The sequence below is a fragment of the Halomarina pelagica genome, from assembly GCF_024228315.1.
GTDB classification, from domain to species: domain Archaea; phylum Halobacteriota; class Halobacteria; order Halobacteriales; family Haloarculaceae; genus Halomarina; species Halomarina pelagica.
In genome coordinates this window covers 1,370,698-1,384,503 of sequence record NZ_CP100454.1, presented here as the reverse complement: position 1 = coordinate 1,384,503, position 13,806 = coordinate 1,370,698, and the positions used below count along the sequence as shown (strand labels likewise).

General features: G+C 70.7%; 14 protein-coding genes. 3 read left to right on the top strand and 11 right to left on the bottom strand.

Going from position 1 to position 13,806, the window contains the following annotated elements; all coding sequences use genetic code 11:
* Positions 1 to 43 precede the first annotated feature (43 nt).
* The 3 genes from pepF to truA form a co-directional block, all read right to left on the bottom strand.
* Complete coding sequence (gene pepF / locus NKI68_RS07290) at positions 44 to 1,834, bottom strand: oligoendopeptidase F (protein WP_254546052.1); 1,791 nt, start codon at positions 1,832 to 1,834, stop codon at positions 44 to 46.
* An 88-nt stretch (positions 1,835 to 1,922) separates the two neighbouring features.
* Entirely contained in the window at positions 1,923 to 2,186 is a 264-nt protein-coding gene (locus NKI68_RS07285; protein ID WP_254546051.1) for a hypothetical protein, read from the bottom strand.
* Between the two features lie 36 nt (positions 2,187 to 2,222).
* Positions 2,223 to 3,059 carry a tRNA pseudouridine(38-40) synthase TruA gene (truA, locus tag NKI68_RS07280; RefSeq protein WP_254546049.1) on the bottom strand — a complete coding sequence of 279 codons (837 nt, stop codon included), beginning with the start codon at positions 3,057 to 3,059 and terminating at the stop codon, positions 2,223 to 2,225.
* Positions 3,060 to 3,333: 274 nt separating this feature from the next.
* Between truA and NKI68_RS07275 the strand changes: the two genes are divergently transcribed.
* The gene (locus NKI68_RS07275) at positions 3,334 to 4,788 is read left to right on the top strand and encodes a sulfatase family protein (RefSeq protein ID WP_254546048.1); all 1,455 of its coding nucleotides are present in this window, start codon (positions 3,334 to 3,336) and stop codon (positions 4,786 to 4,788) included.
* 133 nt (positions 4,789 to 4,921) lie between these two features.
* On the opposite strand, the gene NKI68_RS07270 is transcribed toward NKI68_RS07275, so the two are convergent.
* Positions 4,922 to 6,358: a sulfatase family protein gene (locus NKI68_RS07270; RefSeq protein ID WP_254546047.1), complete on the bottom strand. Its 1,437-nt coding sequence runs from the start codon at positions 6,356 to 6,358 to the stop codon at positions 4,922 to 4,924.
* 58 nt (positions 6,359 to 6,416) lie between these two features.
* The gene (hisS, locus tag NKI68_RS07265) at positions 6,417 to 7,721 is read right to left on the bottom strand and encodes a histidine--tRNA ligase (protein WP_254546046.1); all 1,305 of its coding nucleotides are present in this window, start codon (positions 7,719 to 7,721) and stop codon (positions 6,417 to 6,419) included.
* A 155-nt stretch (positions 7,722 to 7,876) separates the two neighbouring features.
* On the opposite strand from hisS, the gene NKI68_RS07260 reads away from it, so the two are divergent.
* Positions 7,877 to 8,434 carry a type 1 glutamine amidotransferase domain-containing protein gene (locus tag NKI68_RS07260; RefSeq protein ID WP_254546045.1) on the top strand — a complete coding sequence of 186 codons (558 nt, stop codon included), beginning with the start codon at positions 7,877 to 7,879 and terminating at the stop codon, positions 8,432 to 8,434.
* Between the two features lie 114 nt (positions 8,435 to 8,548).
* On the opposite strand, the gene NKI68_RS07255 is transcribed toward NKI68_RS07260, so the two are convergent.
* From NKI68_RS07255 to NKI68_RS07235, 5 genes are all read right to left on the bottom strand, one after another.
* Positions 8,549 to 8,902, bottom strand: a complete 354-nt coding sequence (locus NKI68_RS07255; protein ID WP_254546044.1) for a DNA-binding protein — start codon at positions 8,900 to 8,902, stop codon at positions 8,549 to 8,551.
* A gap of 45 nt (positions 8,903 to 8,947) precedes the next feature.
* On the bottom strand, positions 8,948 to 9,397 hold the full coding sequence (locus NKI68_RS07250; protein ID WP_254546043.1) for a 30S ribosomal protein S19e: 450 nt from the start codon (positions 9,395 to 9,397) through the stop codon (positions 8,948 to 8,950).
* A gap of 67 nt (positions 9,398 to 9,464) precedes the next feature.
* Positions 9,465 to 10,085: a LysE family translocator gene (locus NKI68_RS07245; RefSeq protein ID WP_254546042.1), complete on the bottom strand. Its 621-nt coding sequence runs from the start codon at positions 10,083 to 10,085 to the stop codon at positions 9,465 to 9,467.
* A 111-nt stretch (positions 10,086 to 10,196) separates the two neighbouring features.
* Positions 10,197 to 10,628, bottom strand: a complete 432-nt coding sequence (locus tag NKI68_RS07240) for a DUF8071 domain-containing protein (RefSeq protein ID WP_254546041.1) — start codon at positions 10,626 to 10,628, stop codon at positions 10,197 to 10,199.
* A 58-nt stretch (positions 10,629 to 10,686) separates the two neighbouring features.
* The gene (locus NKI68_RS07235; RefSeq protein WP_254546039.1) at positions 10,687 to 11,706 is read right to left on the bottom strand and encodes a lysylphosphatidylglycerol synthase transmembrane domain-containing protein; all 1,020 of its coding nucleotides are present in this window, start codon (positions 11,704 to 11,706) and stop codon (positions 10,687 to 10,689) included.
* 76 nt (positions 11,707 to 11,782) lie between these two features.
* Here NKI68_RS07235 and thiL point away from each other — a divergent pair, with 76 nt between their 5' ends.
* A complete protein-coding gene (thiL, locus tag NKI68_RS07230; protein WP_254546038.1) occupies positions 11,783 to 12,652 on the top strand; it encodes a thiamine-phosphate kinase in 870 nt (289 codons plus the stop codon).
* A 1-nt stretch (position 12,653) separates the two neighbouring features.
* Here thiL and NKI68_RS07225 read toward each other — a convergent pair whose 3' ends face one another.
* The gene (locus NKI68_RS07225; protein ID WP_254546037.1) at positions 12,654 to 13,799 is read right to left on the bottom strand and encodes a site-2 protease family protein; all 1,146 of its coding nucleotides are present in this window, start codon (positions 13,797 to 13,799) and stop codon (positions 12,654 to 12,656) included.
* Positions 13,800 to 13,806 lie beyond the last annotated feature (7 nt).

Sequence of the window (13,806 nt, the reverse complement as noted above, 5' to 3'; positions counted from 1 at the left end):
AGGTACGCATCTGAGCTAAAAGTGACTTTGGGTACCGTCAGCCTTACGTCAGACGAGCGAACTCGCTCACGTACTCCTCGTACGTCGATAACGCCGTCTCGATGGGGTCGCGACTGGACATGTCGACGCCGGCGTCCCGGAGCAGGTCGAGGGGGTACTCCCTCGACCCCGAACGCAAGAAGCGCAGGTAGTCCGCCGCGGCGGGTTCGCCCTCGTCGAGGATACGATCGACCAGCGCCACGGCGGCGCTGATGCCCGTCGCGTACTGGTAGACGTAGAACGCCCGGTAGAAGTGGGGGATGCGCATCCACTCGCGGGTGATGTGCTCGTCGACGCGCGCCGGCTCGTAGTAGGCGCGTTTCAGGTCGCCGTAGATCTCGTCGAGGCGATCCGGCGTGAGCGCCTCGCCCTCCTCGGCGAGTTCGTGGGCGGCGTGCTCGAACTCGGCGAACATCGTCTGGCGGAGCAGCGTCGAGCGGAACCGCTCGAGGTACTCGTCGAGGACGTGCCCTCGGAAGCGCTCGTCCTCCACGGTCTCGAGCAGGTGGTGGGTCAGCAGCGCCTCGTTGACCGTGCTCGCCACCTCGGCGACGAAGATCTCGTAGCCGCTGTAGACGTACGGCTGCTCCTCGCTGGTGAGATCGGAGTGGAGCGAGTGGCCGAGTTCGTGGGCCAGCGTGAACATCGAGGCGATGTCGTCCTGGTAGTTGAGCAGGATGTACGGCTGGGAGTCGTAGGTCCCGCCGCTGTAGGCTCCCGCTCGCTTACCCGCGTTCTCGTAGACGTCGACCCAGCGCGATTCGAGGCCCTCGGCGAGCCGTCGCTGGTAGTCCTCGCCCAGCGGTGCGACCGCCTCGATCACGTGCTCCGCGGCCTCGTCGTAGGGCACTTCGGGGCTCTCGCCCTCCGCGAGCGGCGCGTAGAGGTCCCACATCTCGAGTTCGTCGACGCCGAGCACGTCGCGCTTCAGTTCGGCGTGCGCGTGGAGCGTCCCGAGGTTCTCGCGGACGGCCTCGACGAGCGTGTCGTACACCTCGACGGGGACGTTCGGACCGTCGAGGGCCGCCTCGCGGGCGGTGTCGTAGTTCCGCGCCTTGGCGAGCTTCACGTCCGCCTTCACGCTGTTCTTGTACGCCACGCCGACCGCGTTGCGAACCGTCGCCCACTCCTCGTAGAACGACTCGTGGACCGTCTGCCGGAACTCCCGGTTCGGGTGCTTCAGCAGCTTCGTGAAGTTGCTCTGGGTGATCTCGACGGGTTCGCCGTCGGGGTCCTCGACGGTGGGGAACTCCATGTCGGCGTTCGTCAGCATCGTGTAGACCTCGCCGGCCGCGCCCGTCACCTCGCCCAGTTCGGCGAGGAGGTTCTCGACCTCGGTCGAGCGGGTGTGGGGCTTCATCCGGAGCACGTCGTCGAAGTAGTGCTCGTACTCCCCCAGTTCCGGCTCCTCCTCGACGTACGCCTCGATGGTCTCGCGGCTCTCCGCCTGGAGTTCGGGCTCGATGTAACTCGACGCGCTCTGAGCGCGCGACGTGAGCGACTGCGCCCTGGCGAACAGCGCCTGGTACTCCTGATCGCGGGTGTCCTCGTCGGAGCGCATCCGGGCGTAGGCGGCAACGTTCGAGACGGCGCGCATCGTCCGCTCGTAGGCGTCGAGCACCTCGCGGAGCGTGGCGGCGTCCTCGGTCGTCCGCCCCTCGTAGGCGGCCAGGTCCTCGATGAGCGCCTCCGCCTCCTCGAAGGCGACCTCCCACTCCTCGTCGCTCGCGAAGATGTCGCCGAGGTCCCACTTGTGCTCCTCGGCGATCTCGCTTCGGTCGGGGACGGTACTCATACCTGTGCCGTTGGCCCCGCCCGCGTTAAGTATCTCGGTATTCGGACCCGGAATCCGTCCTCGGCCCCCACTCGCCCTCGTCGGACCGTCAGGCGGTGCCGATGCGGAGGAGGCCGACGAGCCCGTACCCGAGGACGATCCAGCCGAGCACGAGCGCCGACACCGACACGGCCGCGACGGGCACGAGCGACTCCAGGATCACGCCCGTCAGTCCGAGGTAGGCGTGCGTCTGCAGGACGACGGAGGCGACTTCGACGATCCCCGTGAGTCCCATGGCGACGAGCACGCTTCCGAGCGAGAGCGCCCCGACGGTCTGCGGCATTCGGCTCGGATTCATCGTGACGGAGGACATGCACTATCGTTACGGTTGGGTGGTAATAACGTTACGTCAGACGATCTCGTCGTCCGATCGACGCGGCCCACCGCTGACCCCTTCGAGCACCGTCGCCGCCACCCGTGCGCCCGTCAACCGCTCGACGCGTCGCGCCTCGAACACCCCCTCGACGCTCTCGGCCGCCCGTTCGTCGACGACGAAGTCGAGGTCGGGGTACGTCACGCGGGTCAGCACGAGCGGTTCGGGCGGCGCGGGGGCGACGCCCTCCGGACCGGAGAGCACCTCCCCCGAGAGCGCTCGATCGACGACGGCGACCTCGCGCTCTCCCCGCGCGACGTCGGCGACCAGCCCGACGATCCGGCGGACGAGTTGTCGCGCGAACCCGGGCGACTCAACGCGGACCACGAGGTACGGTCCCTCGACGTCCAGCGCGGCGTCGAGCGTCCGGCGCGTCCCCTCGTCGTCGGGCGTGAGGTTGTGGAAGTCGTGCGTCCCGGAGAGCCGATCCAGGACGCGGGACGCCCGTTCGACGTTCGCGTCGGGCGCGTGGAGGTGGTAGGCGTACCCCCGTCGCGTCGCGTCGTGTCGGGCGTGGAAGTCAGCCGGCGCGTCCGCGCTCGCCCACGCGCGCACGTCGGCGGGGAGTTCGCCGTTCAGCGCGCGTGGGGTGAGCCACTCCGGCGCGTCGAGCGCGACCGTCTGCGCCACCGCGGAGACGCCCGCGTCGGTGCGGCCGGCGGCGGCGTAGCCCGCCGGTCGGCTATCGTCGGTGTCGTGGACGCCGAGGCGAGCGAGCGCGGCGAACAGTTCGCCCTCGACGGTCGGAACGTCCGGCTGGCGCTGGTAGCCGAAGTAGGACGTCCCGTCGTACGCGATCCGGAACGCTCGCATGGTTGCCGTCGCCGCCCCGCGATAATGAGCGACCCGGTCGGCGATCCGTCGCCGATCGCGGGAGGCCCCGCCGCCGCGGAGCGCTCCGCCGCCCCGCGGTCGATGACGGGCGTACGCCAGACGTCCTTGCGTATGCCGCCGCAAAGGCAAAACGACCCCGGAGAGAGGTATCGATCAGTATGGCAGTGATGGGCCGGTGTAGACCCGGAGCGGTGGGTATCGCCGTCGAGGTCGAACAGTGCCGCCCGCGCGAAGGCGGACCGGGTGCGAAGTGATGAGCGGACCGAACGTCGCGGTGGTCGTGCTCGACACCGCCCGGGGTCGCGACACCGTCCCGGCCGCCGCGTCACCGATGCCGAGGCTGGCCTCGCTCGCCACCGCCGGCACCGAGTTCACGAACGCCTTCTCGCCCGCGCCGTGGACGCTGCCGGCGCACGCCTCGCTGTTCACCGGGACGTACCCCTCCAGACACGGCGCTCACGGGGGCCACACCGTCCTCGACGGCTCGTTGCCCACGCTGGCGGAGGCGTTCCGCGATGCGGGCTACGAGACGGTCGGCGTGTCGAACAACACGTGGATCACCGAGGAGTTCGGCTTCGATCGGGGGTTCGATACCCTCCGCCGGGGCTGGCAGTACGTCCAGTCGGACGTCGACCTCGGGGAGGTGGTCCGCGCGGAGCACCCGCGAGCGAAGCTCCGCGCGCTCCGCGCCCGGCTGTTCGACGGTAACCCGTTCGTGAACGCCGTGAACGTGCTGTACAACGAACTCGCGGACGACGAGGGCGCGGAGCGGACGACCTCGTGGGTGGAGGGGTGGCTGCGAGGCCGCGACCCGGGGGACGCGCCGTTCTTCCTCTTTCTCAACTACATCGAGCCGCACGTCGAGTACCGACCGCCGCGGGAGTTCGCGGAACCGTACCTGCCGCCGGGCGCGAGTTACGAGGAGGCGACGGCGATCAGGCAGGACCCGCGGGCCTACGACGTCGGCGACTACTCGATCGACGAGCGGGAGTTCGACATGCTCCGCGCCCTCTACCTCGGCGAACTGGCGGCGCTCGACGAGCACCTCGGCCGACTGCGGGCGGCGCTCGCGGCGGCCGGCGAGTGGGAGGACACCGTGTTCGTCGTGCTCGGCGATCACGGCGAGAACGTCGGCGACCACGGCCTCTTCGGCCACCAGTACGACCTCCACGACACCCTGCTGCACGTCCCGTTCGTCGTCCACGGCGGCGGATTCGGTGCCGCCCGCCGGACCGAACTGGTGCAGACGCTCGACCTCGTCCCGACCCTGCTCGACGCGGCGGACGTCGACGCCCCGCGCCTGCGCGCGGAGGCGCAGGGTCGGTCGCTCCACCCGAGCGCGGACGACCCGCCGCGCTCCGCGGTCTACGCGGAGTACCTCGGACCGCAACCGTCGCCGGAGGCGCTCGAAGCGCGCTTCGGGTCGATCCCCGACCGCGTCCGCGCGTTCGACCGGACGCTCCGGGCCGTCCGCACGCGGGAGGAGAAGTACATCCGGGGGTCCGACGGGACCGAGTGGCTCTACCGGGTCGACGGGGACCCGGAGGAGCGGACGAACCTCGCGGACGACGAACCGGAGCGCACGCGGGCGCTCGCCGCCCGACTGGACGACTGGGTGGGGTCGTTCGAGCACGCCGACGCCGAGACCGGCGACGTGTCGATGTCCGCCGGGACCCGCGCTCGCCTCACCGACCTCGGGTACCTGTAACGTCCCAGGCCGTCCGTCGCATCGTGCGAAAGAACCGACCGCCGGCGTCAGACCTCGGCGTCCGACTTCGGCGTCAGACCTCGGCGTTCGACCCCCGGCGTCCGACCCTCGGCGACGACGCCGTCGCCGCCGGTCACCGCAGCGTCTTCGGCACCCAGCGGCGGAGGGGGTCGTCCACCGCTTCCATCCACTCGACCAGCAGCGCGCTCATCTCGTCTTCGACCTCGTCGTAGTGGGGATGGTCGGTCAGGTTCCGCAACTCGCCCGGGTCCGCGCGGAGGTCGTACAGCTCGTTCCGGTCCGGTGCGTTGTAGACGAACTTGTAGCGCTCCGTCCGGACCATCCGCTGGGAGTAGAGGCCGAACTCGTCGCCGTGGTACTGCGCGTACGTCGAATCGGGCCAGTCGTCCGGCACCGCGCCGTCGAGCAGCGGCGTGAGACTCCGCGCGTGGAGGCCCTCCGGAACCGGGACGCCGGCCCAGTCGAGGAACGTCGGCATCAGGTCATGGAGGCGGACGAACGCGTCCGACCGCGTCCCCGGCTCGACGACGCCCGGCTGCCGGACGACGAGCGGGATCCGATAGGTCTCCTCGTACATCAGCGGCCCCTTGTTGAACTGCCGGTGGCTCCCCGTGAAGTCGCCGTGGTCGGAGGCGTGGACGACCGCCGTCCCCTCCGCGAGGCCGAACTCGTCGAGCGCGTCGAGCACGCGGCCCATCTGCTCGTCGATGAACGTCATGAAGCCGAAGTACTTCGCCGCGGCTTCCGCCCAGGTGTCCCAGTCGAAGCCCGCGACGCCGCGGTAGTCGGCGTAGTTCGCGTGCGCCCGGGGCTTGCCGTCGAACGTCTCCGCGTACGTCGCCCACGACTCGATCTCGTCGGGATCGTACATCGACGCGTACGGTTCGGGGACGACGTAAGGGTGGTGCGGCCCGAGGAAGTCCGTCCGGTGGAAGAACGGCCCGTCGCCGTCGGCCGCCGCCCACCGCTCCAGGGCGTCGATGGTCCGCTCGGCGAGGAAGTACGCCCGCGTCGCCTCGGGGGGCGCGGGGGTCGTCGCGGCGACGAGCGTCGGGTCCTCGCCCGCCGTGTAGATCGGATCCTCCAGGTCGGACGCCCCGACCTCGACGCCGAGCGACTCGCGGTACCGGTCGAACAGGTCGTCGAGGTCGTCGTGGTGCCTGTCGCTGCCGCCGAAGTAGTCGAAGCCGAACGACTCCGGTCCCCGGTCCTGGCCGACGTGCCACTTCCCGACGTAGCTGTTCTCGTAGCCCGCGTCGGCGAGCAGTTCGCCGAACGTGGGGAGGTCGGTCGGGAGGTCCCGCCGGATCGCGTCGGCCTCGTGGCTGTTGTTCAGCATGCCGTGGGCGTGGGGGTACAGCCCCGTCAGCAGCGAGGCCCGCGCGCTCGTGCAGATGCTGATCGGGGTGTACGCCCGGTCGAACCACGTCCCCTCCCGGCGCAGGCGGTCGACGGCCGGCGTCTCGACGGGCAGGCCGTCGGGCGAGACCAGGTCGGCGCGCTCCTGGTCGGTCAGCAGAAACAGGACGTTGGGCCTCCGGTCGGGCATCGCCCGAGAATAGCCCCGGGACGGAGGTAGGTCTGACGGGTGCGCCGACCCGAGCGGTTCACACGTAGTCGTCGTAGGTCGGACGGTCGCGCTCGCCGGGGAATTCGTCCACGGGGACCGCCGTCTGGTCGCCGCTCTCCATGTCCTTCACCGTCACCTCGTCGTTCTCCAGGTCGCGCTCGCCGACGATGACGACCGTCTCCGCGTTGATCGAGTCGGCGTAGCCCATCTGCGCGCCGAAGCTTCGCCCCGCGACGTCCGCCTCGACGACGTTGCCGCGCGCGCGCAGGTCGCGGGCGATCTCGGCGGCGACGGGTCGGGTGTCGCCCACCGAGAGCACGTAGTAGTCCGTCGAGACGGCCTCCTCGGGCCAGACGCCCGCGCGCTGGAGCAGGAGGGGGAGCGTCGAGTTCATCACGCCGACGGCGAAGCCGACCGCGGGCGTGGGCTGGCCGCCGAAGCTCTCGATGAGGTCGTCGTAGCGCCCGCCGCCGAAGACCGCCCGCCCGACCTCGCCGGTGGAGTCGAAGCACTCGAAGACGACGCCCGTGTAGTAGTCAAGCCCGCGGGCCGTATCGAGCGAGAGCGTGCAGTACCGCCGCGCGCCGAAGTCCTCGGCGGCCGCGAGCACTTCGCGCAGGTTCTCGACGGCCGCCGCCACATCGTCGGTCCCCGCGAACTCGACCACCGCGTCGAGGTCGCCCGCGTCCAGCAGGTCCGCGAACGACTCCGCCTGGGCGAGGTCGAGCCCCGCGTCCACGAGCAGGTCGTGGTACGCCGCGCGCTCTAGCTTCTCGCTCTTGTCGACGGCGCGGATGGCCGCCGGCACGTCCACGTCGGCGTCCATCGACCGGAGGACGCCCCCGAGGATGTCGCGGTGAGAGACGCGGAATTCGAAGTCGTCGTCGTCGAGGCCGCAGGCGGTGAGCGCGTCCGCGGCGGCCGCGAGGATCTCCGCGTCGGACTCGGGCGCGTCGGAGCCGAAGATGTCGACGTTCGTCTGGTAGAACTCGCGGAACCGGCCCTGCTGGGGCTCCTCGTAGCGCCAGAACGGGCGCGTCGAGTACCACTTGATGGGCTTCGACAGCTCCTGCTGGCGCTCGACGACCATCCGCGCCACCGTCGGCGTCAGCTCGGGCGTCAGCGACACCTCGCGGCCGCCGTGGTCGGTGAAGGAGTACAGTTCCTCGACGATCTCCTCGCCGCTCTTGTCGACGTACAGCTGCGTGCGTTCGAGGGCGGGCGTGGCGATCTCGCGGAAGCCGTAGCCGGCGACGGCCGACTCGACCGTGTCGACGACCTCCCGGTGGGCGGCCATCGCGCCGGGGTAGAAGTCGCGGAACCCCTTGATGCGCTCGTACATACGCTGAAATCGCAAAGCGGACACTTCAACGACGCGGTCGTCCGCCACGCCGCGGCACGACGGCGCGGACGACGGACGTACACCACCCGCAGCCGACGGCGTGCAGGCGCAGGCTCCGACTTGATGCGTCGGGCGCGCGTAGCTCGAATCGAGCCATGACTGACCGACCGCTCTCCGAGGCGAAGGTCGCCGTCTTCCTCGCGCCGCGAGGCACCGAGGAGGTCGAGTTCACCGAACCGAGGCAGGTCGTCGAGGACGCCGGCGCGACCGTCGACGTCGTCGGTGCCGAGACCGGCGAGGTGCAGACGGTCAACGACGACCTCGAGCCGGGCGGGACGTACGAGGTCGAGTCGACCTTCTCTGCGGTCTCTCCGGAGGACTACGACGGGCTGATCGTCCCCGGAGGCGCGGTCGGGGCGGATCAGCTCCGGGCGAACGACGATGCGGTGGACCTGGTCCGCGGGTTCGCCGACGCGGGGACGCCGATGGGCGTGATCTGTCACGGCCCCTGGACGCTGGTCGAGGCGGGCGTGGTCGACGGCCGGACGCTGACCTCCTACCCGAGCCTCCGGACCGACGTCCGCAACGCGGGCGGCGAGTGGGTGGACGAGGAGGTCGTCACCGACCGTGGACTCGTGACCAGTCGGGGCCCCGACGACCTGCCCGCCTTCTGTGACGCGATCGTCGAGGCGTTCGCGGAGAGCGGTCGGTAAGCGCAGGAGGGGCGGCGCGGTGCGGTGTCGTCGCGCTGGCCGGCGCTGGTCGAGGGATGCCCGCCGCGGGTTGCCCGACCAGCGGCGGTGAGAGTAGCGGTGAGCGACGGTCGCCTACCGCCGCCGGATGTTGAAGCTCTTCGAGTCCGGGGTCAGCTCCTGGAGGAGTTCCTTCATCTGTTCCTCGTCGATCTGGCCCTGCACGCGGCCGCTCTGGGCGAGCGCGACGAGTTGCTGTTCGATCTGCTCGCCGCGCTCGGGCTTCGACATCTTCACCGTGTTGAGGCGCTTTCGCGCGCCGTCGGTGAGGTACTGCCGCAGGAGGGCCTTCTTCTGAGCCTCTGCCTGCTCCTGCTGGGCCCGCATGGCCTCCTCGTCCATCTCCTGGCCCTGACCCTGGCCCTGCTGATCGCGGAGCTGTTCCATCTTCTTCCGTCGGAGTTCCTCTAGTTCGTCCTCGTCGGGCATAGCTGGTCCTTGGAGAGTATCCCACAAAACCGTGACGCCGTGGATCTACGCGTACCGTTCCAGTTCGGGTCGGTCGAGTTCCTCGAGCACGTCGCTCGCGGTGGCGTCGAGCAGCGCGCGACCCTCGCCGGTCACGCGGCGGCCCTCGCCCTCGGCGGTCTCGATGTACCCCGCCTCCTCGAGCTGCTGGAGGATGGTGCGGATGATCTTCCCGCTGGCCTTCGCCTTGCGGTCGGGGCGGACGCGGTATCGCGTCGACCCCTGTTTCGCGTCGCCGTAGAACGACCGCAGGCGGTCGATCCCGACGGGGCCGTCGATGGCGACGCGGCGCAGGAGGCTCGCCGCGCGCACGTTCCAGAAGTCCTCCTGCTCGGGCGGCAGTTCGCGGGAGACGCCGGTCTTCGTGAACGTCGCCCACTCCGGTTCGTCCAGGTCGAGTTCCTCGGCGACGGCCTCGATGAGGTCGTCGGCCGGGACGTCGTAGAACGTCGTCATTACCCCTACGTCCGCCGCGCGCCGTTTAAAGACGTCGATGGCTCGTCGCGAACGGCGTGCTCGGCGCTCACACGAGCCACGCGGACCACCCCTCGACGGCGAGCCATCCCCCCAGCGCGAGCAGGGCGACGCCGCTCGCCGCCCGCAGGCGCGCCGCGTTCGCGTCGAGGACCTCCCCCGCGCGACCCGAGAGGAGCGCGACCGCGCTCAGGTAGCACAGCGTGAGGAGGGCGTAGGTCGCGCCGAGCGCGAACAGCGAGGTTCGCGTCCCGAGCGCGGGGACGGCGAACTGCGGGAGGAACGCGAGGAAGAACAGCGCCACCTTCGGGTTGAGGACGTTCACCAGCACGCCCCGGGCGTACGGGCGGCCGGTCTCGGCGTCGGTCTCGACCCGTTCGCGCGTTCGGAGCGTCCGGATCCCCAGGAACACGAGGTACGCGGCCCCGGCGAGCTTCACGAGCGCGTACGCGAGCGGCGACTCCCTGACGAGCACCGACAGGCCGACCGCCGCGAGCGTCGCGTGGACCAGCACGCCGGTGCTCACGCCGGCCGCGGAGCGCACGCCCGCCGCCCGCCCGCGATCGATCCCCTGCGAGAGGACGAACATCGTGTCCGGCCCCGGCGTGAGGATCAGCGCGACCGCCGCGGGGAGAAAGAGGGCGAGCGCGTCGAGCGCGGTACCGGGCATGTCGTCCTGGTATCGACGGTCGATCGTACTTACGCGCTCCGGACGACGCTCCGCGGCCCGCCGACGCGCTTCGTTCCCCGATCGCGATAGCCTCCGCTCCGTTCGACGCCGCTACCGTCCGGCGACCAGCCGCCGAAGCCCGGTCCCGAAGAGGAACCCGGCGGTTCCGAGGGCGACTCCCGCGAGGACCGCGATCGCGACCGCGAGGCCGTACAATTCGAGGGGGGTCGCGGAGGTGAGGCCGACCCCGACGCGATTCAGCGTCGCACCGAGGACCGGGAGGGAGACGAGGAGCCAGCACCCGACGATTCCCTCGTTCGCGTACGCGTAGAGCGCGGCGCTCGCGAACGCGAGGACGAACCCGCCGACGATGACGTCGACGCCGAGGTCGTACGCGGCCTCGGAGAGGCGCGGGAAACGCCAGAGGACGTACGAGAGAACGAACAGCGCGACCGCCACGACGATCCCCCACCGGGAGCGCGTTCGGTCGCGACCGAGCAGGGAACGACCGTCGATCGCCAGTCCGGGGCGGTGCGACGTCACGAACCGTGCTAACACACCGATCGGTAAAGTTCTTGTGTACGTTCACGTGCGCCCGGCGCTACAGCGCGTCCGCGCCCCAGGTCACGGTGACGAGGCCGCCGATGAGGGTGGGAAGCCAGTAGGTCGCGGTGCGGTGGACGAGCACCGCCGCGCCCGCGGTGACGGGATCGACGCCGAGGGCGACCAGCAGGGTGATGAGCACCGTCTCGATGCCGCCGAGCCCGCCCGGCAGGGGGGTGATGCTGGCGATGCTCCCGATAGGAATGACGAGCAGCGTCGCCGCGAACGCCACCGGCTCGGCGGACGAGAGGGCGTAGATCGAGAGCCACAGGGACGTCGAGAGGGCGAGCCACCCGAGGGTGGCGAACCCGAGCGCGAGCAGCAGGTTCTCGCGGTCACCGGCGACGCGTTCGACGGCGACGAAGAACCCGTCGACGCGGGCGTAGACGGTGTATCGACTCGGCGCGGTCCGCCCCGGGATCAGCCGGGCGAACGCCCTCGAGACGGGGGTGAGAACGTCGGTCAGGCCGTCTCTCACCTCGTTCCGGTACCGCCAGCCGAGGACGAGTCCGGCCGCGAGGGCCGTCGCGATGAGCGCGAGCGAGACGGCGGCGGCCCGCAGGTGGCGGCCGAGCGCCGCCGTCGCCGCGAAGTAGGCGATGCCGATGGCCGCGAACGAGAGCGACGGGACGAAGTTGAGGGCGTCGACGCTCGCGATGGCCGCCAGCCCCGTCTCGTACTCGTTCTCGGTGACGTCCGCGATGAGGTAGGCGGTGATGGGTTCGCCGCCGGCCTGTCCGAACGGCGTGACGTTGTTGGCGAACGTCGCCGCGAGGTAGACCAGCACCGCGGTCGTCGCCCGGACCGGCGTCCCGATGACGGCCAGGACTACCCGGAGCGATAGCCCCCACGCCAGCAGCCACGCGGCGGCGACGAGCGGGAGGAGCGCGACGACGCGGGGATCGGCCATGGACACGGCGTTCACGATCGGTCCGAGGCCGACGAAGCCGAACGTGAGGAGGAGGACCGCCAACGCGGCGAGGAACCCGAGGACCGTCGCCCGCAGGTTGACGTTCATACCTCCATCGCGGGGGAACGCTTATTCAAGCCACCGAACCGGAACGCGTTTTCGCCCCCCGACGAGTACCGGTGACATGGACGAACGCGCCGCGCTCGCGCTCATCGACGAGACGCTCCCCGCCGCAGGCGACGACGCCGCGGTCGTCGACTCGCTCGTGATCACGACCGACATGCTCCACGAGACGACCGACTTCCCCGACGGGACGACCCGCTACACCGCCGGCTGGCGCGCCGTCGGCGCGTCGCTCTCCGACGTGGCGGCGATGGGTGCCCGGGCGACCGCGGCCGTCGCCGTCTACGGCGCTCCCGAGTTCGACCCCGAGGCACTCTCCGCGTTCCTCCGGGGCGCGCGCGACGTCTGCGACGACGCCGGCGCGGAGTACGTCGGCGGCGACCTCGACGGTCACGAGGAGTTCACCGTCGCCACCACCGCGCTCGGCGAGACGGCGACCCCCGTCCGCCGCTCCGGGGCGACGCCCGGCGAGACGGTCTGCGTGACGGGCACGCTCGGGCGCAGCGGGGCGGCGGTCCGCCTCTTCCCCGACGACCCCGAGCGCGCGAACGACCTCTTCCGGTTCTCGCCGCGGGTCGCCGCCGGACGGGCGATCGCGCCCCACGCGGGCGCGATGATGGACTCGAGCGACGGTCTCGCCCGGTCGCTCCACCAGCTCTCCGCGGCGAGCGACTGCGGGTTCGAGGTCGGGTACGACGCCCTCCCCGTCGACGGGAGCGTCCGCGACGTCGCTGACGGCCCGGACGACGAGCGCGACCTCGCGATCTACTTCGGGGAGGACTTCGAACTCGTGTTCACCACGGACGACCCCGGCGCGGCCCGCGAGGCGTCGCCGACGCCGGTCTCCGCGATCGGGACCGTCACGGACGCGAGCGAGGGGGTGGTCCTCGACGGCGAGGTGCTCCCGGACCGGGGGTTCACGCACAACTAGTCTACACGAACCGGAACGGGACCGGCGTGAAACAGAGCAGGCCGAGGACGAACGTGACGACGCCGACGACCATGCGCTTGCGGTCGAGTCCGTCGTCGTGGACGGGGTGGGCCGGGCCGGCGTACGCGAGGCCCATGGCGATGACCCCCCAGAGAAACCACAGCGAGATGGCCTGTAGCGCCTCGTGCCGGACGAGGAGCAGGTACGCGCCGAGCCCGAACAGCCCGGCGGGGACGAGCGCCGCGACGGTCTCCTGGCGCTCGCCGAGCATCGCGCGCACGAGGTGCCCGCCATCGAGCTGGCCGACGGGCAGGAGGTTGAGGAAGGTGACGAACATGCCGACCCACCCGCCGACGACGACCGGGTTGACGCGCAGCTCCCCGGCGTAGCTCAACGGTCGCCCCGTCAGCGCCGCGATGAACCGGATGAGCGGCGGGTAGTTCAGCGAGTCGATCTGGAAGATGGGGCCCGCCGGGACCGGATCGAGGTGGAGCCCGACGGCGGTGACGACGACGGCAGCCGCCAGCCCGGCGAGCGGGCCGGCGACGCCGATGTCGAACAGCGCCTTCCGATCGGGGATGCGGCCGTCCATCTTGATGACCGCGCCCATCGTCCCGAAGATGGTCGGGATGGGGATGAAGTAGGGGAGGCTCGCGTTCACGCGGTAGTAGCGGCTCATCACGTAGTGACCGAGTTCGTGGACGCCGAGGACGCCGAGAACGGCGATGGCGAACGGCCACGCCCGCAGCAGCGTTCGCGGATCGCCCAGGCTCACGTCGTAGCCGTACCACTCGAGGCCCGCGAAGAGCGTGGTCACGACGGTCAGTAGCGCGAAGGCGATGTTGAGCCACGGGACGCCGTCGATCCCCGAGGAGTGCGGCGTGGCGACGAGGGCCGTCCGACGGTCCTTCACCTCGACCCCGGTTATCGGGTCGGTCTCGCTGTCGGTGACGGTGGTGAGGCGGACCTCGTAGCCGCGGTCGCGGAACAGCGGCCAGACGTGTCGTTCGAGCACGTCCGGGGCGACGGTCGGTTCGCCGAAGTAGAACAGCGTGTCGTCGTCGTCGCGTCGCACCTCGACGACGCGAAACACCGACCGGAACCGTTCGACGGGCGGACCGCCTACTGGTTCGTCGACGTCGTCCATCGAGGTG

Coding starts and splice junctions, on each gene's coding strand:
- hisS (WP_254546046.1), bottom strand. CDS start 7,721: ATGTACGAGCGCATCAAGGGGTTCCGCGACTTCTACCCCGGCGCGATG.
- NKI68_RS07235 (WP_254546039.1), bottom strand. CDS start 11,706: ATGAACGTCAACCTGCGGGCGACGGTCCTCGGGTTCCTCGCCGCGTTG.
- NKI68_RS07255 (WP_254546044.1), bottom strand. CDS start 8,902: ATGCCCGACGAGGACGAACTAGAGGAACTCCGACGGAAGAAGATGGAA.
- NKI68_RS07245 (WP_254546042.1), bottom strand. CDS start 10,085: ATGCCCGGTACCGCGCTCGACGCGCTCGCCCTCTTTCTCCCCGCGGCG.
- NKI68_RS07260 (WP_254546045.1), top strand. CDS start 7,877: ATGACTGACCGACCGCTCTCCGAGGCGAAGGTCGCCGTCTTCCTCGCG.
- NKI68_RS07275 (WP_254546048.1), top strand. CDS start 3,334: ATGAGCGGACCGAACGTCGCGGTGGTCGTGCTCGACACCGCCCGGGGT.
- NKI68_RS07250 (WP_254546043.1), bottom strand. CDS start 9,397: ATGACGACGTTCTACGACGTCCCGGCCGACGACCTCATCGAGGCCGTC.
- thiL (WP_254546038.1), top strand. CDS start 11,783: ATGGACGAACGCGCCGCGCTCGCGCTCATCGACGAGACGCTCCCCGCC.
- NKI68_RS07225 (WP_254546037.1), bottom strand. CDS start 13,799: ATGGACGACGTCGACGAACCAGTAGGCGGTCCGCCCGTCGAACGGTTC.
- NKI68_RS07285 (WP_254546051.1), bottom strand. CDS start 2,186: ATGTCCTCCGTCACGATGAATCCGAGCCGAATGCCGCAGACCGTCGGG.
- NKI68_RS07270 (WP_254546047.1), bottom strand. CDS start 6,358: ATGCCCGACCGGAGGCCCAACGTCCTGTTTCTGCTGACCGACCAGGAG.
- truA (WP_254546049.1), bottom strand. CDS start 3,059: ATGCGAGCGTTCCGGATCGCGTACGACGGGACGTCCTACTTCGGCTAC.
- pepF (WP_254546052.1), bottom strand. CDS start 1,834: ATGAGTACCGTCCCCGACCGAAGCGAGATCGCCGAGGAGCACAAGTGG.